This is a genomic window from Kluyvera sp. NPDC087067 (assembly GCF_044745165.1).
Lineage (GTDB): Bacteria > Pseudomonadota > Gammaproteobacteria > Enterobacterales > Enterobacteriaceae > Kluyvera.
Genome location: NZ_JBIUZS010000004.1, coordinates 51,509 through 74,382 on the forward strand (window position 1 = coordinate 51,509; position 22,874 = coordinate 74,382).

A 22,874-nucleotide genomic window follows, 5' to 3' on the forward strand; every position below is an offset into this window, starting at 1 on the left:
TATTCAGGCAAAGTGGTTTCTGGCCAGTGGAAGGCCCAGTTTTTCCCGCAGCGTGCCCGCCGCATAGTCGGTTTTCATCACCCCTTTGGCTTTGAGAATAGGGACAACCTGTTCCGTGAAGCGATCAAAATCCCCCGGTAACTGCGGGAACATCAGGTTAAAGCCGTCTGCAGCCCCGGAAAGATAGATTTCCGCCAGCGTGTCGGCAACTTCCTGCGCACTGCCCATAACCAGCCAGCTGTCGGAGCTTTGCAGCAACAGACGACCGAGTTCCAGAATGGTCAGAGCGGGATCGTAATCCCGAATGAGTTGCAGCACGGTGCGAATACCGTCGAAGTTGGCTTCGTCCGGCAGCGGCGGCAGCGGTTTATCGGATGGATAAGGGCTGAGATCCAGCTTCAGATAAGACGAAAGCAGATCGATAGCCATCCTATCGCTCATCAGCTGCGCGTTAAGCTGCTGGCGCTCGGCTTTTTCGGCCTCGGAATTCACCACCACCGGCAATACCCCGGCGATGATTTTAAAGGCTTCAGGCGAAGGTCCGAGCGCTTTCAGGCGCTGATTCATCTCTTCACGGTAGGCTTTGCCCTGCTCGATGGACTTGATAAACACAAAGTGCATATCCGCCCAGCTGGCTGCGAGCTGCTTACCGGCTTCGGAAGAACCAGCCTGCACGAGAACCGGGTGTCCCTGCGGCGGACGTGGCACGTTAAGCGGGCCACGCACCTTAAAGAAATCGCCCTGATGGTTAAGATGGTGCACTTTGTCTGCATCGGCAAACAGCCCGCGCGGTTTATCAAACAGCAGCGCGCCATCTTCCCATGAGTCCCACAGACGGGTGACCACATCGATAAACTCCCCGGCGCGCTGGTAACGATTACCGTGCTGCGGGATCTGATCCAGCCCGAAATTGGCGGCTTCCTCTTCAAGCCAGGACGTCACAATATTCCAGCTTGCGCGCCCGTTACTCAGGAAATCGAGCGAGGCGAAATAGCGCGCCAGATTATAGGGTTCCGTGTAAGACGTTGAAGCGGTTGCCATCAGGCCAATATTGTCCGTCACGGCGGCCAGCGCCGAGAGTAGCGTCAGCGGTTCAAGCCGGGCATTGGCATAATGGGCAAGGCCGCTGTCCCAGATCCCGGTATGGTCGGCAATGAACAGGGCATCAAGCGTGGCGGCTTCGGCCTTGCGGGCAAGGGCGGTGTAGTAGCTGAGGGTGAAAATTTCGTGTTCGGGCGCGTCCGGGTGACGCCATGAGAAGCGGTAGTCACCCTGTGGATTGAAAAAGAACAGGTTCAGGATCATGGTGTTATGCGACATTGTGGGCCTGTGTCAGGTTGTGGCCGATCCCTGGCCATTGAATAATGGAAAGCGTTAAAGGTTGGTGTTAACCCATTGTTCCGCCACGGCAGCAGGATCTTTGTGCTGGAGGTCAACCTGCTTGTTCAGCTCGACCAGGGCGGTGTTATCCAGCTTTTGAGAGACCTTATTAAGGATGCCGTCGATTTTTGGCGTCAGCGCCGCTTTGCGTACCAACGGCACAACGTTCTGGCTTGGCTGCTCGTGTTTATCATCTTCCAGTACCACCCAGTCCTCTTTGGCGAGCGAACCCTGGGTGGACACCACCGTTGCCACATCAATTTTGCCGGAGTTCAGCGCCAGACGGGACAGCGGCCCGCCCATATCGAGGGATTTCACCTCTTTAAACTCCAGGCCGTAGACGCGCTTCAGGCCCGGCAAACCGAGGGCACGAACCGGAAACTCCGGCGGGCCGCCGATCACCAGCTCGTGTGCAACAGGCGTGAGATCGGAGAGCTTAGTTAAGCCGTATTTTTTGGCCGTTTCGGCGCGAACGGCCCAGGCCGTGACCGAGCTGGCGGGAGAGGGGGTGAGCAGCGTGAATTCTGCCGGCAGCACTTTAGCCAGCCCGGCACTAACGTCGCTCTGGGTAGTCGCCAGAGTTTTCGTGTCATAATAATTCAGCAGTGCGCCGAGATATTCCGGGACAATATCTATTTCGCCGCTTTTCAGGGCCGGAATAATAATTTCGCGGTTACCCAGATTAAGCCGCGTTTTCACATCAATATTATTTTTCTTTAATGCGCTGGCGTAAATATTGGCAAGAATAGAGCTTTCGGTAAAGTTTGCCCCACCAATGGTGACGGTTTCCGCCAGGGTGGTAAAACTTAAGCCGAATAATCCTGCCGCCAGAAGGGATAATTTAAATCCACGGCGGTTAAACGCTTGCCATAATGATTGCTTCATAGTGCCTCTTTTTTTGCAGGTGGTTTTTTTATCATGATTGCGTTATTGCGGGTGCGGCCTTTGACTGAAATAACACGTTGTTGATTAGTGAAAATATTCCCTCGCAGGCCAGTGCCAGCAGCGTCACCACAAGGGAGCCGGAAATGACCTGCGGTATATCGCGTTGCCCAAGACCATCAATCAGGAAGCGCCCCAGCCCGCCAAGCCCGGCATAGGCGGCGACCACCGCCGTGGCGATAAGCTGCAACAGCGCGGTGCGAATTCCGGCAAAGATCAACGGCATCGCCAGCGGGATGCGCAGCTGCCAGAGGCTTTGTATGGGCGTCATGCCAAGCGCGGTGGCGGCGTCGCAAAGGGTGCGGTCTGCGTGGTAAATCCCAACCCAGGTATTGGTCAGGATCGGCGGGACAGACAAAGCGATTAGCGCAATAAACACCGGCACATCATTGAAACCAAACAGAATAATGCACAATAAAATCAGGCCAAGAGACGGGATCGCCCGGCCAATGTTGAACAGGTTGATGACCAGGAAAGCCCCTTTACGCCAGTAGCCCAGCGCCACCCCCAGAGGTAACGCAATGGCCGAGGCGATAAGCATGCTCACCAGCACATACCAGAGATGCTCGCGTAAGCGCAGCAGGATCCCTGTATCGCTGAGCCAGTGGTCTGGCTGAGTTAGCCAGTGCCAGGTTGCGGTTAAGATATCCATTAGCGTGCCCACGGCGTCACCCAATAGCCCAGACGCGCTATCAGAGAATCAAAAATAAACGACAGCACCAGGCTCAGCACCACGCTCACGACAATCGGCGTAAGGAAATCCTGATTAAAGCCTGACAGCAGCAGTTGCCCAAGGCCGCCCTGACCAATTAGCGCCGTGACCGTGACCAGCCCGACGAGCGTGACCGAGGCAATACGTAGCCCGGCAAACAAAGACGGGATAATCAGATGCAGCTCAACGTCAACAAACCGGTTCCAGCGCGTGTAACCCAGCGCGCGGGCGGATTCGAGCACGTCCGATGGCAGCTTTTCTATCCCGGCGACCACGTTTCGTAGCAGGATCAGCAATGAATAAAGCGTTAAACCGATCACTGAGGTGGTGAGCGACAGGCCGGTAAATGGGATCAGCAGAATAAATAGCGCCAGCGAGGGGATGGTAAACAGCACCCCGCACAGGCCAAGCAGTGTCGGAGCCGATGCGGGCCAGCGCAGGGTCAGGCCAATCAACACCCCAGTGAGCACTGTGCCGAAAAACAGTGATATCACGACCAGCAGCGTGTGTTGCCAGAGCAGGGCAGCAATCGGCCCCTGATTATCCGCAATCCATTGCCAGTCAATCATAGCGGCGCACATCCACATTACCGTCCAGCACGCGCTGAAGCAGCCCGTGGGAGATACTGCCCTGATATTGACCGTCTCCGTTGACGTGCACCAGCACGCCTCCCGGCGCATCCAGAAGTGCGCTGTAGGCGAAACGCAGGGAGTGAAGCGCCTTCAGGGTAAGTGAAACGGGCAAGGTAGTGCTTCGCTCAGGGTCGAGCCAGTACAGCGGGCGCAGCTGTTTATCCAGCACCAGCCGCAGCGGGCTGGCAACCACCGGATGCTGGCTGGAAATGGGGGTTAGCGCCTCGTCGACCAGGGAAACATCGTGACGCGGAAGCTGCCCAACCTGAAGCCTGGCAAGGCGTTTTAAGTTGGGCTCAGGCCCGATGAAGCGCGCCACGAACTCACTGGCAGGTTGAGCGAGGATATTATCGGGCGTATCAAACTGAGCCAGCACGCCGCCTTCCTGAAAGATGGCAATTTTATCGCCCAGGCGAATGGCTTCGTTGATGTCATGGGTGACGAGCACGATTGTTTTGTGCAGGCGCTGCTGGAGCTGCAACAGCTCGTCCTGGAGCTTTTCCCGCACGACCGGGTCGATGGCCGCAAAGGGTTCATCCATTAATAGAATAGGGGGATCGGCCGCCAGCGCGCGGGCAATCGCCACCCGCCCTTGCTGGCCGCCTGAAAGCTGGTGGGGGTAGCGCGCAAGCAGACTCGGGTCGAGGGACATGACCTCAACCAGTTCATCAATACGCGCCTGAATATGCTTTTTATTCCAGCCAAGAAGGCGTGGAACGGTGGCGATATTCTGGGAAACGGTCCGGTGCGGGAATAAGGCTGCACTTTGCATCACAAAACCGATTTTCCGCCGTACCTGAATAATATCGGCATCGGCTATTTTAATACCCTGAACATAGACCGAACCGGCATCCGGGATATCCAGTTGATTAATCATACGTAATATAGTTGTTTTCCCACAGCCGCTAGGGCCAACGAATGTGCAGAATTCACCTTCATTGATAACGATATTTAATTTGCCGATTGCCGCGTGCGTACTACCAGGGTACGTTTTGTTTATGTTTTCGAGTCTTATCATATGAAACAATAGCGCCCTGAAATTATTGCGTTTATATAAAACACAAACTACAGAGGCGATGAACAAGGCGCAAATATGATATTTGCATTTGTATTGCAGGTATTTGGATTTTGATAATATAGAAAGGGGGAGGGGATGAAGCGTTGCTACATGGCTTTTTCGGGATTCGCCTGACCATCCCGATTCTGCTTTTACCATCAGAGGGTGTCAGGCTGGCAACTTCCAGGCCTTGGGTGATGACTTACGGCTGTTCAGGCTCATTATTGTGTACGTACTGGCGTACCCGTTTAGCGTTTCACACCCAGTGCCGCTTGATGATGCTGATTTACGCGATAACAGTTTTTTTGATGTTATTCGTTCTGGAAAATAGCATGGTTGATTTACAAAAAATGCACTTAGCCCCGTACGGGTTTTTCTCGGAAACGTCGAAGGCCGATGTGCGATATTGTGACCCACTACAGCATGGGCATTTGAAATGTATATTTAGAATAATAGTATGTACCTTAAAATGATGCGCTTTCGGATTGTCATCCCAAAAGCCTTATGTTTTGTAATTTATCCATTTAAATCAGCGCTGTTGCGCATGAACGCAACAAACAATCTGATTTAAAGTGTCTGGTTTGGGTCCCTTAAACAGGAGATACCCATGCGTAAACGTTGAAATACTCTCATTATGTATAGCATACTTATGAGTATTTATTTATCACAGAGTAATACGCTTGAAGCCGCAGGGCGTGTATCGCCATTCTTGATAGCAAATTCAACTTTCTGCCCTTCAAAAAGAGTATTGAAGTCATCGCCTTGAAGCGCTGAAAAGTGAACGGAGACATCTTTACTACCATCGAGTGGAGAGATGAAACCAAAACCTTTATCTTCGTTAAACCACTTCACCAACCCTTGAATTCTTGCAGACATATTGACTCCCGTTGAGCATTGTTAAATTTCGGCATTACAAAAAGGATGTAATGAATGTGTTGGCTCAAAGAGAGAGGGTATCAGCGATAACGTCTGGTTATGAGGGCTGCGGAGCGAATGTATACAACTGTTTATTTATCGAACCAATGGGTTACTTAAACATGGACGGCATAAATTAGCAAGCCTTTTTTTAGCCGTCTGGAAGTTCTACTGGGGGAAAATTTAAAAATAGCTTTAATTTATAAATAGCGTATAATTGATGCGTATTTTTTAACAAGGAAATTATTTGTCTCGTAAAATGACAGGAATTGTCAAATCTTTTGATATCCGCAGCGGTAAAGGTTTTATCACTCCATCCGATGGACGAAAAGACGTCCAGCTCCATATTTCAGCTTTCAACGCCAGTGAATCTGAATCTCTCTATCCCGGCATTCGCGTCGAGTTTTGTCGTATCAACAGTCTTAGCGGGCCTATGGCGGCTAATATTTATTTATCCTGACGGCGTTATTTTTTATTTTTACTGTACTTGATATTTTTTATCTATAAATATAATTATTTATAGATATTTCCCATAAGCGGAACAGCATAATTTATGCCCGATAATTGAATGATTATTCAATTCTGCAAATAGAGTTTTGTTTTTACATAATAAATATAATTGGCGAGATTCGATCACATTTGTATTACAAATGGATATAATAGTTTTTAAATTTAAGAAAATGCCTGGAATAGATAGATAAAAATTCCCAGGAGGTCTATTTTGTTATCATCATACAAAAGCATTAGCACTAATACTGCTGTCATTGACACAAATAACGATCTCCTATGGAAAAGAAAACTTTTGTTTTACTCGCCAGCGCGGTGCTGCTCACTAGCGCCATCAGGCAAAGCTATGCCGCATGTCCTGCTACCGGCAATCAATATGTCTGTGATAATCAAACCAATGCCATGCTGGGCGTTGGCGCAAAAACCAACAACGTTGATATCACCATAAATCAGAATGCGACGCTAAACGGTGGCAATACCCCTGCAATAAGTGTGGGTGACAACAACGTTATTAATGTCAGTGGTACGGTAACCAACTCCCCCGGTGGTAATCGGGGGGGATTTAGTGGTTATCCGGGTACCGGGCCAAATACTATTGAAGCGCAAAATAATACCGTTATTAATATAGATAAAAGCGGGAAGGTTATCGTCAACGGCAATAATAATATGGCCGAAGCGATTAACGTGATGGGGTATGGAAATACCATTGTTAATAACGGGGTGATCAGCGCATCTGCCACGGCGGCAATTTGGTTTCAGGATACCCAGTCAGGAACGCGAAATAATGTCGTGAATTATGGCGTTATCCAGCGTCCTGGTGGGGGGAATGTTATTGGCACCAGCGGCGGGAACGGTATTCGATTTGAAAATAACACCGGTGGACGCGTTGAGGGCGATCTGCAATTTTCCCGCGGTGATGACGATCTCTTCTTCTATGCGGGGTCGGAGGTTACCGGCAATATTAACGGTGGCGGTGGGACCAATAATTTAACGCTGGATGGTCAACAAGGCTCACTGGATTCATTGCGCGGCGATATCAAAAACTTCACCACCTTAACAAAATCGGGCCTGGGCCGCTGGGATGCTAGCGGCTCGCTTGAAGGATTTACCCGAGTCGCCGTTGATCAAGGGATTCTGGGATTAAGCGGAAATAATGATGGGTTCAGCGGTCAGTTAATTATCAACCCTGATGGTAATAACGATGTCGATGCCACGGTTGAGGCTCGGGCACAAAGTCTGCCGACCAACAGCCCGAAAACCGGCAACACCGAAAATGTGATTAATAACGGCATGCTGATTTTAGCCCAGCCAGATGATGACCGTTATGTCGGCCAGATTGTCGGTAGCGGTCAGGTAATTAAACAGGGCGACGGCTTGCTCACGCTGGCGCCGGAAGCCATGGATGGAAATACCTACAGCGGCGGCACGACAATTAAGCAGGGCACTATTGCCATTGCCGACGATAGCGCGCTGGGGGCAACTTCCGGGGCTTTGACCTTTGATGGCGGTGTGCTGACGATAAACAATGCGCTCGACCTCTCTGCACAACGTGCGGTGACGATAGCGACCGGCGGCGGTACGTTTAATACCAACGGGCACGACTCCACGCTCGCTCAGGCGATCGGCGGCAACGGTGAGTTTACCAAAGCGGGCGACGGGGTTTTAACCCTGGCCGGTCAGAATACCTACAGCGGCAATACCGTGATTGCAGCGGGTAATCTGAACGTGACTGGCGGCATTAGCGGGCCGGTCATGGTGCAGCAAAATACCCAGCTCTCCGGTACGGGGCAGGTTGGTGCGACGACAATAGCAAGCGGCGGCTTATTGACGGTCGGCGATATAGCCTCAACGACGGCTCCGGTGTCCAGCCAATTTACCGTGAACGGCAATCTGAGTAATGACGGCACAATACAGCTTAACCGGGACGCCATAACCCAGGGCAGCCAATTGAATATTGCCGGTGACTACACCGGGGGAAGCGACGGCCTTTTACTGATGAACGGCGTGTTGGCCGGCGATGATTCCCCGGCCGACCGGGTGAATATTGCGGGAAGCACGGACGGCAGTACAGGCGTCAGCGTGACTAACCTTGGCGGCATCGGTGCCAGTGCTATCAATGGTATCGAACTTATTGATGTTAAAGGTCATTCATCCTCGACGGCCTTCTATCAAAAAGGGCGTATTGTGGCTGGCCTGTATGATTACTCGCTGGTGCAAAAAGGCAATAACTGGTATCTCACCAACCACTATACCGGCCCTGTCATCCCGCCGGAAAAACCGCCGGTTACGCCACCGGTGACAACGGATCCCGGCACGCCTCCAGTGCTGCCGGTTGAACCCGGTAAACCGGTAACGCCACCGGTGACAACGGATCCCGGCACGCCTCCTGTAACGCCGGTTAAACCCGGTAAACCGGTTACGCCACCGGTGACAACGGATCCCGGCACGCCTCCAGTACCGCCGGTTAAACCTGGTAAACCGATTACGCCTCCGGTGACAACGGATCCCGGCAAGCCTCCTGTGCCGCCGGTTAAGCCTCCGGTGACAACGGATCATCCAGGCAATCCGCTGGTTACGCCACCCATCAACCCCGGCAAGCCTATTGCGCCTTTGGTATCGACGCCGAAAACGCTGCGTCCTGAAATTGGTGGCTATATCGCCAACCTGACCGCAGCTAATACGCTCTTTAATCTCACGCTCGACGACCGTGAAGGTGGCACAGAGTATCTCGACCCGGTGACTGGACAACGTCGTTACAGCAAGCTGTGGCTGCGTCAGGAAGGGGGACAGACGCGGTTTAACAGCGGCAGCAACCAGTTAAAAACGCAGGCCAATCGCTACGTGGTGCAGTTAGGCGATGAGCTGATTCATGGCACATTTGGCGATCTCGACCGTTGGGATGTCGGCATCATGGCAGGCTATGCCAGGCAGTACGCGAACACCGATTCCAGCCTCACAGGATATCGATCTCAATCAGAGATTAATGGCTACAGCACGGGTCTATACGGAACATGGTTCGAAAACGCGCAAGCGAAAACCGGTCTTTATGCCGACAGCTGGGTTCAGTACAGCTGGTTTAACAACGAGATCGATGGCAAGGATCAGGCTAAGGCTTCCTATAAAAGCCGTGGATTCACCGCATCGCTTGAGACCGGCTATATCGCCTCACTTGCCCAGTTCCAGCACAGCGAACTGTATGTACAACCGCAGGCGCAGGCTATCTGGATGGGCGTGAAAAATCATACCTATACCGAGGATAACGGCACCCATGTGCAGGATATTGGCAACGATAATCTCCAGACGCGGCTTGGCGTGCGTCTGTATCTGAAAGGTCATTCATCGCAGGACGAGGGTAAACAGCGTGAATTCAAACCTTATGTTGAAGCTAACTGGCTCCACAATAGCCAGCAGTATGGCGTGCGGATGGATGGTGAAGAGGTCAGCATGTCGGGCACGCGTAACGTGGGTCAACTGAAGCTGGGCGTTCAGGGACAGCTGACACCAGCCCTTAATCTGTGGGGCGGGACGGCTGTCGATATTGGCGATGCTGGCTACAGCGACGCCTCTGCGATGCTGGGCATGAAATATCAGTTCTGACCACCGACACACCGCTGCCCGTAGGCGAGGGTAGCGGTGTCATCCGATACGTCTATATTTTCAGGGTATCAATCACCGCTCTTAGCGCAGGAGATACATTGCGGTGCGGATAATAAAGAAATAATCCCTCCATACGCAGACTGTAACGCTGTAAAACCCGAATAAGCGCTCCGCGTTCTAAATCATCGGTAACCAGTTCGACCGGAACATATGCCAGCCCCAGACCGAGCCGGGCGGCTTCGGCTTCCATATAACTATCCGATAATGCCCATTGTCCTTGCGGCCGATGGGTTATTTTTTTCTCCCCGTCTACCATTTCCCATTGATACAGGCTGCCGTCGCCGAACTGATAGGCGATACAGGGATGGACGATTAAATCGGCCGGAGTTTGTGGAAAACCGTAACGGCGAAAATGATCGGGTGTGCCTACCACGGCCATCTCCATATCGGGGGTAATGCGTACAGCAATCATGCCGCTGCCAACCTCAGGCCCAAGTCGGACACCGGCATCGAAGCGTTCCTCAATAATGTCGACGAAGCGGCTTTCATTCATCAGCTCCAGCCTGATATCCGGGTATCGCTGTTTAAAGACCGCCAGCTTTGGCAGCAGACATTTATCAATCGCATGCTGGCTGGCATTAATACGCACGGTGCCGGAAGGCGTCTGTCGATAATAGGCAAGCGTCGCCAGCCCTGAATCCAGGGCATCAAAGCCCGATTCTGCTGTCTGATAAAGCTGCTCGCCGGCTTGAGTTAATGAGAGCTTTCGCGTGGTGCGCACCAGAAGCTGAACGCCTAGCCGCTCTTCAAGCTCGCGGATGGAACGGCTAACGCCGGATTGTGCCAGCCCCAGTCGTGCGGCGGCGGCGGTAAAGCTGCCTTCCCGTACCACCTGCACAAACAGGTATAGCTCATTGTAGTTTTCCCGTTTTGCCATCGCGCCAACTCTGCCTATTTATAACAATATGGTATGAATTCTAGCATTTATCCCCCTCTAATCAGAACTCATTCCTCTTTCTATAATGCCCCCATGCCACAAATCACCGCAGCGTTGTCCGTATGAGACCTGTACCCACAACCTGTTTTTTAGGGGAGCCCTGATGAAATTCTTCACCAGACAACTGACAGCAGTCATACCCGCCCTGCTGTTGTGCACATCATTAAGTGGAGTAACAACAATGAGTTATGCCGATACTGCTAATCCAAATCTGCCTGTTTCGATGGTTGAAAAATGGGATAAAACGTTTGCCCAAAGCAATAAAGTTGATCACCGTAAAGTCACTTTCCCGACCCGCTATGGGATAACGCTTGTGGGCGATCTCTACATGCCAAAAGATCGCGGCGATCGTAAGCTTGCGGCAATTGCTATCAGCGGGCCTTTTGGGGCGGTTAAGGAGCAGTCCAGCGGCCTGTATGCGCAGACTCTGGCCGAGCAAGGTTTCGTGACCCTGGCTTTTGATCCTTCTTACACCAGTGAAAGCGGTGGCTATCCCCGCAATGTCGCCTCCCCGGATATTAATACCGAGGACTTTAGCGCAGCGGTGGATTTCCTCGGATTACAAAAAGAGGTCGATCGTGAGCGTATCGGTCTACTCGGTATTTGCGGCTGGGGCGGCATGGCGCTGAACGACGCGGCAATGGATACGCGCGTCAAAGCGGTTGCCACCAGCGTGATGTACGACATGAGCCGGGCGATGGGTCATGGCGTAGGCGACGGCAAAGACCGTTATTCCACCGCCGATCGCCGTGCCGTCCTGCAATATCTGAATGCACAGCGCTGGAAGGATGCGGAAAATGGCACTTTCGCCCATGCTGGTCATGATATTTATGTCGATGAGAAGGGAAACGTCACCGCAGCCGATCGCATTTTGCCTGAAACGCTGCCTGCGGATCCGCATCCGGTCTTGAAAGAGTTCTTTGATTATTACCGTATGCCACGCGGTTTCCATGAGCGCTCGGTGAACTCTACCGGCGCCTGGACGGCGACAACGCCTTTGTCGTTTATGAATATGCCGCTGCTGAGCTACGCCAATGAAATTACTATCCCGACGCTTATCGTGACGGGCGAAAAGGCACACTCGCGCTACTTTGCGCAAGACGCCTTTAAAGCGGTGGGCAGCAAAAATAAAGAGCTGGTGATTGTCCCGGGCGCCAACCATGTTGACCTGTACGACAACGTGGCGGGGAAAATACCGTTTGCCAAATTTGACCAGTTCTTCAAAACCAACCTCAAATAACGCCTTCAGCTAGCGCTATCAAAATACCACCCGCGAGAGGCGGGTGGTATTCCACCTGCCATGATTTTCTCGCTCAAAAATAAGAGATGTAGCTCAATGTCCACGTTAAGTCGTCACATCCCCCACGATAAAGAACCCGCGCACTGGAGCGGTGTTTTTGCCATGACCTTGTGTGTTTTTGTTCTGATCGCGTCAGAATTTATGCCTGTCAGCCTGCTCACGCCGATAGCGAAAGCGTTATACGTCAGCGAAGGATTGGCGGGCCAGGGGATTGCTATCTCCGGCGCGCTGGCCGTTGTGACCAGCCTGACTATCTCGACCCTTGCCGGGAATGTGAATCGTAAATATCTCCTGCTCGGCATGACGATGCTGATGGCCGTATCGGGCATGATTATCGCCCAGGCCTCCAGCTATCTGATTTATATGATTGGACGCGCCATGATTGGTATCGCGATCGGTGGATTCTGGTCAATGTCAGCGGCAACGGCGATTCGCCTGGTGCCGCAGCACCTTGTTCCCCGCGCGCTAGCCATTTTCAACGGTGGCAATGCGCTGGCAACGGTGGTGGCTGCACCGTTGGGAAGTTACCTGGGCGCCACCGTCGGCTGGCGCGGCGCATTCTGGTGCCTGGTGCCGGTGGCCATCGTGGCTTTTATCTGGCAGTGGTTCAGTTTACCAACGATGGATATGGATAAAGACCGACCCGCACGTGGCTCAGCCTTGCGACTGCTTCGTAGCACCACCGTGGTCACGGGGCTGTGCGCCTGCGGGCTGTTCTTTATGGGGCAATTTGCGCTATTTACCTACGTGCGCCCCTTTCTCGAAACCGTCACCCGCGTCGATATCACGACGTTATCGCTCATTCTCCTGACCATTGGCGTGGCGGGGTTTGTCGGCACGCTGGTGATTGGCACGTTTTTGAAAGCGGGTTTTTACCCAACGTTGATCGCGATTCCTTTGCTGATGGCCGGTATCGCGGTCACGCTGCTTCTGGCAGGGCATTATGTCTGGATGGTTGTTCCGCTCTTAGGGTTCTGGGGATTGATGGCAACAGCCGCGCCAACGGGCTGGTGGACGTGGATTGCCCGAACGCTGCCGGAGGATGCCGAGGCGGGCGGTGGACTGATGGTGGCGGTTATCCAGCTCTCTATTGCGCTCGGCTCGACGATAGGCGGAATGATGTTTGATAACGTTGGCTGGCAAAGTGCATTTGGATTAAGTGGCGTATTGCTACTGGCAGCGGCGATGCTGACATTCATTGTCTCACGGCAAAACCGCCTCCGCGTTTAAGGGCATAGTCATAGCCATCGGTGAAGATGAAATGATAGGCTCGACTATACCGTCGATAACCGTAATGAATGCCATAAGGAAAATGCCCATGAGCGATGAGATAACGACACTGGCCAGCAAAGAGATTTACCGTAACCGCTGGATGTCGCTCAAAGAAGATCGTATCCGCAGGGCCGACGGCAGCGAGGGGATTTATTCGGTCGTCGAGAAAGCAGATTTTGTGGTCATTGTGCCGGTTCAGGACGATGAAATTTATGTCGTTGAACAGTTCCGCTATCCGCTGGGCGTAAGAACGCTTGAATTGCCGCAGGGCAGCTGGGAAATGTCGCCCACCGCCGCGCCAGAGGAGGTAGCGGCCGGCGAGCTACGTGAAGAAACGGGGCTTATTGCCGGCAAGCTCGAATATGTGGGCTATCAGAAGCTGGCACAGGGCTATTCCACGCAGGGCTACCACATTTACCTCGCCTCACAGCTCACTTTTGCCGGTCAGCAGCTTGATGACGAAGAATATGGCCTTACCGTCAAAAAGATGAAGATGGCGGACTTCCGCGCGTTAATACTGGCGGGAAAAATTACCGACGCAACCTCGGTAACCGCGTTTTTGTTAGCCAGTGAGAAAATGCGCAGCGCCCGTTTCTCAGGCGCTTAACCGCCAGACTGAATGCGCATGCAGCGTCATGACGCATTGATCGTCGATAAAAAACGCTTCACCGTGTGGGAGCGTTCAAACCGCCGCCAGCATAGGGCGATATCGGTATAGATTTCAGGCGAGCTCAACGCATGATAGGTGATATTGGGCGGTGAAATGGCCGCCATTGATTTCGGCACCAGCGCGAATCCGCCGCCTGCGGAGACCATGCTTAGGGAAGATGAAAGCTGTGACGACTGCAACGCATGCTGCACGTCAATCCCGGCCCGCTCACAGCAGCTGTAAACCTGATCGTACAGCCCCGGCGCAATCTCCTGCGGAAACAATACCACCGTCGTATCGCGCAGCTGTTCCAGCGCCAGACTGCCGCATGCCGCAAGCGGATGGTCGCGATGCAGCGCCACCACCATCGGTTCCCGGTCGAGAATGTTTAGCTCGAACGCTTTACTGCTCTCGCACGGCAGCCGCACGAAGGCGATATCCAGTTCGCCCTCCGCCAGCATCGCCGTCAGCGAAGACATATTGGCCTCGACCTGGTGAACCTGCACCGCCATGTTCTGCAACTGATACTGGCGGATCAGGGTGAAGATTTTGGGATGGAAGGCGTCTGAACTGGTTATGCCAATCGACAGGCTACCGTTTAGCCCGCGCGCAATACCCCGGGCTTTCTCAAGCGCCGCGTCACTCAGCGCCAGAATCTTACAGGCATCGTCGTAGAACGCTTCTCCCGCTTCGGTTAGCTCAACGCCACGGGTCAGGCGTCTGAACAGCGGCGTGCCCACTTCCTCTTCGAGCCGTTTGATCTGCTGACTCAGTGGAGGCTGCGAAATGCCCAGCGCTTTGGCCGCTTTTGTGAAGTGTCGCTCGCGTGCGACCGCGACAAAATACCGCAGATAACGAAGTTCCATATCTAAAACGTCTCAAACCAGTATGGATTCTATATTGGAACTCTCTGCTGAATCGGGTCAACATTTATTTAACCTTTCTAAATAAAGTTGAAAAGGACGAGCGTGATGCATTCATCTGCCTGTGACTGTGAGGCCAGTTTGTGCGAGACCCTACGCGGGTTCTCTGCCCAGCATCCTGACAGCGTTATCTATCAAACATCGCTAATGAGCGCGCTGCTAAGCGGCGTGTACGAGGGGGAAACCACCATCGCCGATCTGCTGGCGCACGGTGATTTTGGCCTGGGCACCTTCAACGAGCTGGACGGTGAAATGATTGCCTTCAGCAGCCAGGTATATCAGCTGCGTGCCGACGGCAGCGCCCGTGCGGCGAAACCTGAGCAAAAAACGCCGTTCGCGGTGATGACCTGGTTCCAGCCGCAGTATCGCAAAACCTTCAATGGGCCGGTTAGCCGTCAGCAGATCCACGACCTGATCGACCAGCAAATCCCCTCAGATAACCTGTTCTGCGCGCTGCGCATCGACGGTAATTTCCGCCATGCCCACACCCGCACCGTCCCGCGCCAGAAGCCACCGTACCGGGCGATGACCGACGTGCTCGATGACCAGCCGGTTTTCCGCTTTAACCAGCGCGAAGGGGTACTGGTTGGGTTCCGCACACCGCAGCATATGCAGGGCATCAACGTAGCCGGTTATCACGAACATTTCATCACCGACGACCGCCAGGGCGGGGGCCATCTACTCGACTACCAGCTAGAGAGCGGGGTGCTGACCTTCGGTGAAATTCACAAGCTAATGATTGACCTGCCTGCCGATAGCGCTTTTTTACAGGCCGACCTTCATCCCAGCAATCTCGATGCAGCGATCCGTTCCGTCGAAAACTAACAGGAGAACTATCGTGAACAGTGAGAAACAGTCACGTCAGTGGGCGCACGGCGCCGATATGGTTGTCGGCCAGTTGGAAGCGCAGGGCGTGAAGCAGGTATTCGGGATCCCGGGGGCGAAGATCGACAAAGTTTTTGACTCCCTGCTGGACTCCTCCATCGAGATTATTCCGGTGCGCCACGAGGCGAACGCGGCATTTATGGCAGCGGCGGTCGGGCGGCTAACCGGCAAGGCCGGGGTCGCACTGGTGACCTCCGGGCCGGGCTGCTCGAACCTGATAACCGGCATTGCCACCGCCAACAGTGAGGGTGACCCGGTGGTCGCACTCGGCGGGGCGGTGAAACGGGCGGATAAAGCCAAACAGGTGCACCAGAGTATGGATACCGTCGCCATGTTCAGCCCGGTGACCAAATACGCCGTAGAGGTCAGTTCGTCGGACGCGATTGCCGAAGTGGTATCGAACGCGTTTCGCGCCGCCGAGCATGGCAGGCCGGGGAGCGCATTCGTTAGCCTGCCGCAGGATATTGTTGACCAGCCCGCCACGGGCGCTATTTTGCCGGCCAGCGGCCCGACGCTAATGGGCCCGGCGCCGGAATCTGCTATTAACGATGTGGCGAAGCTTATCGAAAACGCCAAAAATCCGGTTATCTTGCTGGGGCTGATGGCCAGTCAACCCGCCAACAGTGCAGCGCTGCGTAAGCTGCTGGAAAAAAGCCGTATCCCCGTGACCAGCACCTATCAGGCCGCCGGGGCGGTGAATCAGGAGAACTTCAGCCGATTTGCCGGACGCGTCGGTTTATTCAATAACCAGGCGGGCGACAGATTGCTCCATCTTGCGGATTTGATTATCTGCATCGGCTACAGCCCGGTGGAATACGAACCGTCGATGTGGAACGGCGGCGACGCTACGCTTGTGCACATTGATGTGCTGCCTGCCTATGAAGAACGTCACTATGTCCCGGATCTTGAGCTGGTGGGGGACATTGCCGAAACCCTGAGCCTGCTCGCCAACCGGATCGAACGCCAGCTCTCTTTAAGCCCGCATGCGTCAGAAATTCTCATCGATCGCCAGCATCAGCGCTCTCTGCTCGACAGTCGCGGCGCGTCGCTCAATCAGTTTGCTCTGCATCCGCTGCGCATCGTGCGGGCCATGCAGGACATCGTCAATAACGACGTGACGCTGACTGTGGACATGGGCAGCTTCCACATCTGGATTGCCCGCTACCTCTACAGCTTCCGGGCGCGTCAGGTGATGATCTCCAACGGTCAGCAGACCATGGGCGTTGCGCTGCCGTGGGCGATTGGCGCATGGCTGGTCAACCCAGGCCGCAAGGTGGTTTCGGTGTCCGGTGACGGCGGCTTCCTGCAATCGAGCATGGAGCTGGAAACCGCAGTGCGCCTCAATGCCAACGTTCTGCACATCATCTGGGTGGACAACGCCTACAACATGGTGGCTATCCAGGAAGAGAAAAAATACCAGCGTCTTTCCGGCGTGGAGTTTGGCCCCGTTGATTTCAAAGCCTATGCCGACGCCTTTGGCGCGAAAGGTTTTGCCGTGGAGAGCGCCGACGCGCTCGAGCCAACGCTGCGTGCGGCGATGGATGTCGACGGCCCGGCCGTGGTGGCCATTCCCGTCGACTACAGTGATAACCCGCTGCTGATGGGCCAGCTCCATCTCAGCCAGATTTTGTGAATCACGATAAGGATAGAGAAATGCAAAAAGTAGCTCTCGTCACTGGCTCAGGCCAGGGGATTGGTAAAGCGATTGCGCTTCGCCTGGTGAAAGATGGCTTTGCCGTTGCCATCGCTGACTATAACGAGGAGACGGCAAACGCCGTTGCCGATGAAATCACCCGTAATGGTGGCAAGGCCATCGCCGTGAAGGTTGATGTCTCTAACCGTGAGCAGGTGTTTGCGGCGGTCGAGAAAGCCCGCACCGCGCTGGGCGGTTTCAACGTTATCGTCAATAACGCCGGTGTTGCGCCTTCTACGCCAATCGAGTCGATCACCCCAGAGATTGTCGATAAGGTCTATAACATCAACGTGAAAGGGGTGATCTGGGGGATTCAGGCCGCGATTGACGCGTTTCGTAAAGAGGGGCACGGTGGCAAGATCATCAACGCCTGCTCGCAGGCGGGCCATACCGGTAATCCAGAACTGGCGGTCTACAGCTCCAGTAAATTTGCGGTTCGTGGCTTAACTCAGACCGCTGCGCGGGATCTTGCGCCGCTTGGGATCACCGTGAATGCCTACTGCCCGGGCATCGTCAAAACGCCAATGTGGGCCGAAATCGACCGTCAGGTATCCGAGGCCGCAGGCAAACCACTTGGCTACGGCACAGAAACCTTTGCTAAACGCATCACGCTTGGCCGCTTGTCCGAGCCGGAAGATGTGGCCGCCTGCGTATCTTATCTGGCTGGCCCAGACTCAGACTACATGACAGGCCAGTCCTTGCTGATTGACGGTGGGATGGTCTTTAACTAAGCGCGATGACGTGCGAAAAACGCGAATGCCCCTGTATCTCTACAGGGGCATTTTCTTTAGAATAACACTGAGTAATTCAAGCCAAACGTCCGTCCGCGTCCCTTATAGTCGTACAACGAAGCCGGGCCGGAAGCCGGGCCGGAAGCCGGGCTGTAATACAACGGTGCGCGCTGCCCCCACACCGTGGTGTAGTCACGGTCGAACAGGTTTTCGACGCTAAAGCTGAGTTTCCCTACCGGAAGCTGATAGCTGCCCAGCACATCGATGGTGGTGTAGCCATCCAGCTCGTTACCCGCATCGTCACTCAGTTTAAAGGAGGTGGTGCTCTGCACGCGCAGGCTCCACGGGTCTGGTGCCCAGCCGATATACGCCGTCGCTTTTGAAGGACTGGCGATCTTCACATCGTATTTCTGCCACTGACCGTCAACTTTGGACTCGGTTTTCAGGACGTTGAAATTACCGCCGGTGCTCCAGTCACTATCAGGAATAAAGTAGTCCACCGCACCTTCCACGCCGTAAATGCGGCGCTTATCGTCAACGATGCTGATGGTCAGATCTTTATTCGCCTGCACGTTCTTGTCAGACAACGAGTAGTAGGCGGCAATTTGGGTGCGCAGGTTGTCGCCGGTGTAGCGCCAGCCCAGCTCGTATGAGTTCACCTTAATCCCTTCCAGCGCGCTGTCATCGACGTTAACGCTGTTGGTCAGCGGCAGATGCCCGTTAACCGCTTTCCCGTACGCGCCGCGCCCGTAGTATTTACCCGGGTCAGGCAGCTCTACGCCCTGTGAGAAGTTAAACCAGGTTTGCTGACGCTCGGTGAGATGAACCAGCAGTCCGGCGTTAAACAGGAAATTGTCGTAATCGGTTGAACCGCCGGGAATGGCATCGGCCGAGTTGACCGTACCTGCGGCAATCTGCTGCTGTTGCGCATAGCCAATGAAATCATCCACCTTGTTCTCGGTGTACTGGTAGCGCACGCCGCCGCTTAAGGTAAAGATCTCATTGATGTCATAGCTCGACTGCAGGAAGGCCGCCAGGTTGCTGATATCGTACGACGGGTAGCGCCCGGTGGTGTAAATCTGCTGGTTATTCAGCCCGCCGGAGGCATTGGCTTTGTCTACGTCGAAGAACATTTGATTTGAGGTAAAGCGCTCATGATCGGCGTCCAGCCCATAGGTCAACTGCCAGCCATCCAGCGGCGTGCTGTTTAACGTCAGCTTCGCGCCATACTGATTGGTTTCCTGCTGCGATGAAGAGAACGAGGTCAGTTCATTGTTCTTGTTCATGCTGGGGAACGGGTAGAACTTCAGTGACTCATCGCGATAGTAAACCTGGCCGACCAGCTCCTGACCGAGGAAATCGCTATTGGAATACTGCAAGCTCATCAAATGGCGTTCGGTGCCGGGAATGCGGTCAGAGTTCAGGCCGCTGCTGACGTAGGGCTTGCTCGCGCCGGTTAGCGCCGAGAAGTCTTTTCCCAGATTTAAGCCGTAATCGTCATCGCCCTGGCTTTTGTAGTACTGGGTCACCAATTGAAGTTGCTGCGTTTCATCAATATTGAGCGTGCCGGTGCCCATGACATCCAGACGATCGGAATATTGCAGCCCGGTCTGGGTGTTATCGAGCAGGGTCGCATCGCCGTTGCCGTCATACCAGCCGCCGAATTTCTGATAGGCCACCGACATCCGCCCGGAGATATGGTCGTTACCGCCGGAGACGGCGCTGGCAACGCGCTCATCGTGATCTTTGCTGCTGTTAAAACCGCTTTTGGTTCCGGCTTCAAACTCAACCTGCGTTTCCGGCTGGCCTTTTTTGGTGACGATATTGATAAGCCCGCCGGTACTGCCGCCGCCGTACAGCGAGGTGGCGCCGGAGATGACTTCAATATGTTCAATATTGAACGGATCGATTGAATCCAACTGGCGACTATCGGTGCGTGAAGAGTTGAGGCGTACGCCGTCAATCAACACCACGAGCGGCCGACCACGGACGTTCATGCCGTAGTTGGTACGGCTCTGACTGCTGACGTCAAGACCGGGGATCAGCTGCGCCAGCGCGTCTTTCAGCTCTTTGCCGCCCTGAATCTGTTGTTCCAGCTCAGCGTTTTCAATCACCCAGGTCGTTTGCGCCATTTCGGCAACGGTACGGTTGTTGCGGCTGGCGGAAACGACGATGGATTCATCATCGGTTTGTTGCGCTACGGCCGGGGACATCATGGCGAGCAGCAGCGGGTTCAAAGCCCAGAGGGTATGTTTTTTGGTTATCATCATCATCATTCCTGCGCACGGGCTGACAAACATCAGCCTAAAGATGCGGTTCAGTGAGTTAAGACGCAGCGGGGCTGCATTTCCCGAAGCGTAAAAATGCCAGGGAACGTATAAACCATGATAATTTCATGGGCTTATATCAGTTGTGATAACGCGAATATTGACGATAATATTTCTCATTATCAACACTAAGATCGTAGAGTTGATTAAATCTCATGATTGCGTTGGCGTTTTAAAGGAAGGCTTATGGCGGATGTTCCGGGTTATCGGGTATTCAATGTGCAACTGGCGCATAAGCGCGAAGTTTCTCCCTCAATGCTGAGCCTGGTATTCAGCGGGCCGGATGTGGCGCAGATGAAATCCGACTCGCCGGATCAGCGGATAAAGCTGTTGTTGCCTGCTGAAGACGGCACGCCGCCAGCGCTGCCGGTGGAAGGTGAGTGGTATCAAACCTTTTTAGCGACCCCGAAGGAACGGCGTCCGATTCTCCGCACCTACACGCTGCGCCACGTCGATCCTGTCCGTCAGGAAGTCACGGTGGAATTCGTTCGTCACGGCACCGAAGGCCCCGCTTCGGCATGGGCGATAAATGCCAGCATCGGCGATGCTCTCCAGATGGTGGCCCCCAACGCCGCCCATGCTGCCGATAGCGGCGGCTATGAATGGACGCCACCCGTAGGGCTGCGAAATGCGCTGATTATTGCCGATGAGACGGCGCTACCGGCCGCACGTGGCATTCTTGAGATGCTGGCGGAGCAGGTGAATCCGCCAAAAGTTCAGGCATTTTTTGAAGTCCCTGAGCCGGGCGACTGCGCAGATTTAACCGCGTTTGAATTTGCCGAAGTCCACTGGTTACCGCGCCAACCTCAGGCGGCCCGGCACGGTGAACGGCTTATTTCGACCGTCAAACAATTAGCCCGGGTTGCCGAAACAAAAGGGGCGGGAAGCGTTCGGGAAGAAGCTGAAGGGGAACTGCTATGGGATAAAGCGACCAGCGATAGCAATATATTTTATGGTTGGGTTGCTGCAGAATCGACGGTGGTAAAACGGCTACGGCGTTATTTAATTGCCGAATGCGGTGTGGATCAGGACACCATTAATTTTATGGCTTATTGGGCGAAAGGTCGGGTTCGTTAACGGCATAATTTACTTCTTAATGAGCTTTGTTTGTCTCTCTGCTACGTAGGATTTTGCACGGTCTATTCCTAAGACTGGGGATAACTTTTCTGAGGAACGTTGAAAAACCAGAGCGTATCTTTATAAATCCTATTAATGACCTCACTCCATAAATTTCTAACCCTTTAGGGTTGGTTTTTCTATTAACCATTACTCCTTTAGTGATGGGCGCATCCGTTGCATAGGATCAAATCTACCAAAAAATCTCATTTTGTTAACATGAAAGGGAATCAAATTTACCATGAAAAAATAATTCCCCTGAAATGATTATTCCTAACATTATGATTTAAAAGGTTAATGTTCTTAAATTAATTGTTAATAAAATGTCATTTTATTATAACATTGAGATGCTTTAAGTTTGTTTAACGAAAACTTTCCTTATTGAAAATCAATAATGATTATCTTTAGGAATTTTATTACACAGACTGAAGATTAATCCCAATTGAAACAATAGGGTTATTTTATTTACAATTTGTTCATGAGTTCTAGCTGATACAGGACAGGAATATTCACAGAATATTGATTGAGATTTCTTAAATCATGGAGTGACTTATTGAGTTTAATACTGATTTTAAGTGATGACTTTGTGTTTAGTGAGGCTATAACGCTATTACTCGCCGAGGTTAGATCAGATTCTGTAAATCTGAATAATAAGGGAGTCGGAGTGCAGTGTCGTCAGGTTATGTTTAAAGACGATATCAATCACTTACTGGCTGTTAACCAATGTAGTTCTCTTATCGTTGATATTCAGGGCATTGTTACGGCTCAAACTATCAGCATGCTAAATCGGATCAAACGCGATAATCCTTTATTCACGGTAATGGTTTTTGTGAATGAGCTCTTTGATTATCAAAGCCCATTAACTCGGGTGCTGATGGATCTGTGCGATATATTAGTTAACCGCTATGAAAGTATTTCAGGATTAAAACGTAGTCTGGTGCAATTGGGAATGATGAAACCGCGTCGTGCAACAATAATGTTTACGCGTTTTGCCGGAGCCCTGCGCCTGAATGTGAGCTGCTGCGACTCTATGTTTTCGCGTTTATCTAAGCGAGAACTTGAGATAATGAATTATCTGGCACAAGGAATGAGCCCGTCGGAGATAGCTGAAGAACTCTATATTAGTACCAAAACCGTTTACACCCACCGATTACGGATATACGCCAAGTTAGGTGTGAAAAACATTATTGAGCTTCACCGGATAATGCAAATCTCCTCAATTATCTAGTAAGCGTATTG

Annotated in this window: 19 protein-coding genes; 10 read left to right on the forward strand and 9 right to left on the reverse strand. The window is 53.0% G+C overall.

The window, feature by feature from the left end; translation table 11 throughout:
- Nucleotides 1–3: 3 nt before the first annotated feature.
- The 6 genes from ACIPDS_RS11850 to ACIPDS_RS11875 form a co-directional block, all read right to left on the reverse strand.
- Complete coding sequence (locus ACIPDS_RS11850; protein WP_400735756.1) at nt 4–1,320, reverse strand: LLM class flavin-dependent oxidoreductase; 1,317 nt, start codon at nt 1,318–1,320, stop codon at nt 4–6.
- A 54-nt stretch (nt 1,321–1,374) separates the two neighbouring features.
- Nucleotides 1,375–2,265 carry an ABC transporter substrate-binding protein gene (locus ACIPDS_RS11855; RefSeq protein WP_400735759.1) on the reverse strand — a complete coding sequence of 297 codons (891 nt, stop codon included), beginning with the start codon at nt 2,263–2,265 and terminating at the stop codon, nt 1,375–1,377.
- 31 nt (nt 2,266–2,296) lie between these two features.
- Nucleotides 2,297–2,974 (reverse strand): ABC transporter permease, encoded by a 678-nt coding sequence (locus tag ACIPDS_RS11860; protein WP_400735762.1) that lies wholly within the window; start codon nt 2,972–2,974, stop codon nt 2,297–2,299.
- Nucleotides 2,974–3,603, reverse strand: a complete 630-nt coding sequence (locus ACIPDS_RS11865; protein ID WP_400735765.1) for an ABC transporter permease — start codon at nt 3,601–3,603, stop codon at nt 2,974–2,976. Before ACIPDS_RS11865 ends, ACIPDS_RS11860 begins: the two co-directional genes overlap by 1 nt.
- Nucleotides 3,596–4,684, reverse strand: coding sequence for an ABC transporter ATP-binding protein (locus tag ACIPDS_RS11870; RefSeq protein ID WP_400735768.1), 1,089 nt, complete (start codon nt 4,682–4,684; stop codon nt 3,596–3,598). The genes ACIPDS_RS11865 and ACIPDS_RS11870 overlap by 8 nt, the downstream gene beginning before the upstream one ends.
- A gap of 696 nt (nt 4,685–5,380) precedes the next feature.
- Nucleotides 5,381–5,599, reverse strand: coding sequence for a cold shock domain-containing protein (locus ACIPDS_RS11875; protein WP_400735771.1), 219 nt, complete (start codon nt 5,597–5,599; stop codon nt 5,381–5,383).
- A 286-nt stretch (nt 5,600–5,885) separates the two neighbouring features.
- On the opposite strand from ACIPDS_RS11875, the gene cspF reads away from it, so the two are divergent.
- Nucleotides 5,886–6,098 (forward strand): cold shock-like protein CspF, encoded by a 213-nt coding sequence (gene cspF / locus ACIPDS_RS11880; RefSeq protein WP_166514574.1) that lies wholly within the window; start codon nt 5,886–5,888, stop codon nt 6,096–6,098.
- Between the two features lie 326 nt (nt 6,099–6,424).
- The gene (locus ACIPDS_RS11885; protein ID WP_400735775.1) at nt 6,425–9,742 is read left to right on the forward strand and encodes an autotransporter outer membrane beta-barrel domain-containing protein; all 3,318 of its coding nucleotides are present in this window, start codon (nt 6,425–6,427) and stop codon (nt 9,740–9,742) included.
- Nucleotides 9,743–9,794: 52 nt separating this feature from the next.
- Here the strand turns inward: ACIPDS_RS11885 and ACIPDS_RS11890 are convergent, their stop codons facing one another.
- The gene (locus tag ACIPDS_RS11890) at nt 9,795–10,679 is read right to left on the reverse strand and encodes a LysR family transcriptional regulator (protein WP_400735778.1); all 885 of its coding nucleotides are present in this window, start codon (nt 10,677–10,679) and stop codon (nt 9,795–9,797) included.
- Nucleotides 10,680–10,842: 163 nt separating this feature from the next.
- On the opposite strand from ACIPDS_RS11890, the gene ACIPDS_RS11895 reads away from it, so the two are divergent.
- The 3 genes from ACIPDS_RS11895 (at nt 10,843) to ACIPDS_RS11905 (ending at nt 13,918) form a co-directional block, all read left to right on the forward strand.
- On the forward strand, nt 10,843–11,979 hold the full coding sequence (locus tag ACIPDS_RS11895; protein WP_400735781.1) for an alpha/beta hydrolase: 1,137 nt from the start codon (nt 10,843–10,845) through the stop codon (nt 11,977–11,979).
- A 96-nt stretch (nt 11,980–12,075) separates the two neighbouring features.
- Nucleotides 12,076–13,269 carry an MFS transporter gene (locus ACIPDS_RS11900; protein ID WP_400735784.1) on the forward strand — a complete coding sequence of 398 codons (1,194 nt, stop codon included), beginning with the start codon at nt 12,076–12,078 and terminating at the stop codon, nt 13,267–13,269.
- Between the two features lie 88 nt (nt 13,270–13,357).
- The gene (locus ACIPDS_RS11905; protein WP_400735787.1) at nt 13,358–13,918 is read left to right on the forward strand and encodes an NUDIX domain-containing protein; all 561 of its coding nucleotides are present in this window, start codon (nt 13,358–13,360) and stop codon (nt 13,916–13,918) included.
- A gap of 26 nt (nt 13,919–13,944) precedes the next feature.
- On the opposite strand, the gene ACIPDS_RS11910 is transcribed toward ACIPDS_RS11905, so the two are convergent.
- Nucleotides 13,945–14,826, reverse strand: a complete 882-nt coding sequence (locus tag ACIPDS_RS11910; protein ID WP_400735790.1) for a LysR substrate-binding domain-containing protein — start codon at nt 14,824–14,826, stop codon at nt 13,945–13,947.
- 102 nt (nt 14,827–14,928) lie between these two features.
- On the opposite strand from ACIPDS_RS11910, the gene budA reads away from it, so the two are divergent.
- From budA to ACIPDS_RS11925, 3 genes are read left to right on the forward strand one after another with little or no spacing between them, the layout of a single operon-like run.
- Nucleotides 14,929–15,708 carry an acetolactate decarboxylase gene (gene budA, locus ACIPDS_RS11915; protein WP_400735793.1) on the forward strand — a complete coding sequence of 260 codons (780 nt, stop codon included), beginning with the start codon at nt 14,929–14,931 and terminating at the stop codon, nt 15,706–15,708.
- Nucleotides 15,680–17,401, forward strand: coding sequence for an acetolactate synthase AlsS (gene alsS / locus ACIPDS_RS11920; RefSeq protein WP_400735796.1), 1,722 nt, complete (start codon nt 15,680–15,682; stop codon nt 17,399–17,401). Before budA ends, alsS begins: the two co-directional genes overlap by 29 nt.
- A gap of 20 nt (nt 17,402–17,421) precedes the next feature.
- Nucleotides 17,422–18,192: a (S)-acetoin forming diacetyl reductase gene (locus ACIPDS_RS11925; RefSeq protein WP_400735799.1), complete on the forward strand. Its 771-nt coding sequence runs from the start codon at nt 17,422–17,424 to the stop codon at nt 18,190–18,192.
- Between the two features lie 56 nt (nt 18,193–18,248).
- Here ACIPDS_RS11925 and iutA read toward each other — a convergent pair whose 3' ends face one another.
- Nucleotides 18,249–20,462 carry a ferric aerobactin receptor IutA gene (iutA, locus tag ACIPDS_RS11930; protein ID WP_400735802.1) on the reverse strand — a complete coding sequence of 738 codons (2,214 nt, stop codon included), beginning with the start codon at nt 20,460–20,462 and terminating at the stop codon, nt 18,249–18,251.
- A gap of 243 nt (nt 20,463–20,705) precedes the next feature.
- Here iutA and ACIPDS_RS11935 point away from each other — a divergent pair, with 243 nt between their 5' ends.
- Together ACIPDS_RS11935 and ACIPDS_RS11940 are read left to right on the forward strand one after the other, a co-directional pair.
- Nucleotides 20,706–21,596 carry a siderophore-interacting protein gene (locus ACIPDS_RS11935; RefSeq protein WP_400735805.1) on the forward strand — a complete coding sequence of 297 codons (891 nt, stop codon included), beginning with the start codon at nt 20,706–20,708 and terminating at the stop codon, nt 21,594–21,596.
- A gap of 592 nt (nt 21,597–22,188) precedes the next feature.
- Nucleotides 22,189–22,863, forward strand: coding sequence for a LuxR C-terminal-related transcriptional regulator (locus tag ACIPDS_RS11940; protein WP_400735808.1), 675 nt, complete (start codon nt 22,189–22,191; stop codon nt 22,861–22,863).
- Nucleotides 22,864–22,874: the final 11 nt, after the last annotated feature.

Bases quoted from the DNA above. Each gene is read 5' to 3' on its own strand.
- ACIPDS_RS11850 (WP_400735756.1), bottom strand. From the start codon at position 1,320: ATGTCGCATAACACCATGATCCTGAACCTGTTCTTTTTCAATCCACAG.
- ACIPDS_RS11855 (WP_400735759.1), bottom strand. From the start codon at position 2,265: ATGAAGCAATCATTATGGCAAGCGTTTAACCGCCGTGGATTTAAATTA.
- ACIPDS_RS11860 (WP_400735762.1), bottom strand. From the start codon at position 2,974: ATGGATATCTTAACCGCAACCTGGCACTGGCTAACTCAGCCAGACCAC.
- ACIPDS_RS11865 (WP_400735765.1), bottom strand. From the start codon at position 3,603: ATGATTGACTGGCAATGGATTGCGGATAATCAGGGGCCGATTGCTGCC.
- ACIPDS_RS11870 (WP_400735768.1), bottom strand. From the start codon at position 4,684: ATGATAAGACTCGAAAACATAAACAAAACGTACCCTGGTAGTACGCAC.
- ACIPDS_RS11875 (WP_400735771.1), bottom strand. From the start codon at position 5,599: ATGTCTGCAAGAATTCAAGGGTTGGTGAAGTGGTTTAACGAAGATAAA.
- ACIPDS_RS11885 (WP_400735775.1), top strand. From the start codon at position 6,425: ATGGAAAAGAAAACTTTTGTTTTACTCGCCAGCGCGGTGCTGCTCACT.
- ACIPDS_RS11890 (WP_400735778.1), bottom strand. From the start codon at position 10,679: ATGGCAAAACGGGAAAACTACAATGAGCTATACCTGTTTGTGCAGGTG.
- ACIPDS_RS11895 (WP_400735781.1), top strand. From the start codon at position 10,843: ATGAAATTCTTCACCAGACAACTGACAGCAGTCATACCCGCCCTGCTG.
- ACIPDS_RS11900 (WP_400735784.1), top strand. From the start codon at position 12,076: ATGTCCACGTTAAGTCGTCACATCCCCCACGATAAAGAACCCGCGCAC.
- ACIPDS_RS11905 (WP_400735787.1), top strand. From the start codon at position 13,358: ATGAGCGATGAGATAACGACACTGGCCAGCAAAGAGATTTACCGTAAC.
- ACIPDS_RS11910 (WP_400735790.1), bottom strand. From the start codon at position 14,826: ATGGAACTTCGTTATCTGCGGTATTTTGTCGCGGTCGCACGCGAGCGA.
- alsS (WP_400735796.1), top strand. From the start codon at position 15,680: ATGCAGCGATCCGTTCCGTCGAAAACTAACAGGAGAACTATCGTGAAC.
- ACIPDS_RS11925 (WP_400735799.1), top strand. From the start codon at position 17,422: ATGCAAAAAGTAGCTCTCGTCACTGGCTCAGGCCAGGGGATTGGTAAA.
- iutA (WP_400735802.1), bottom strand. From the start codon at position 20,462: ATGATGATAACCAAAAAACATACCCTCTGGGCTTTGAACCCGCTGCTG.
- ACIPDS_RS11935 (WP_400735805.1), top strand. From the start codon at position 20,706: ATGGCGGATGTTCCGGGTTATCGGGTATTCAATGTGCAACTGGCGCAT.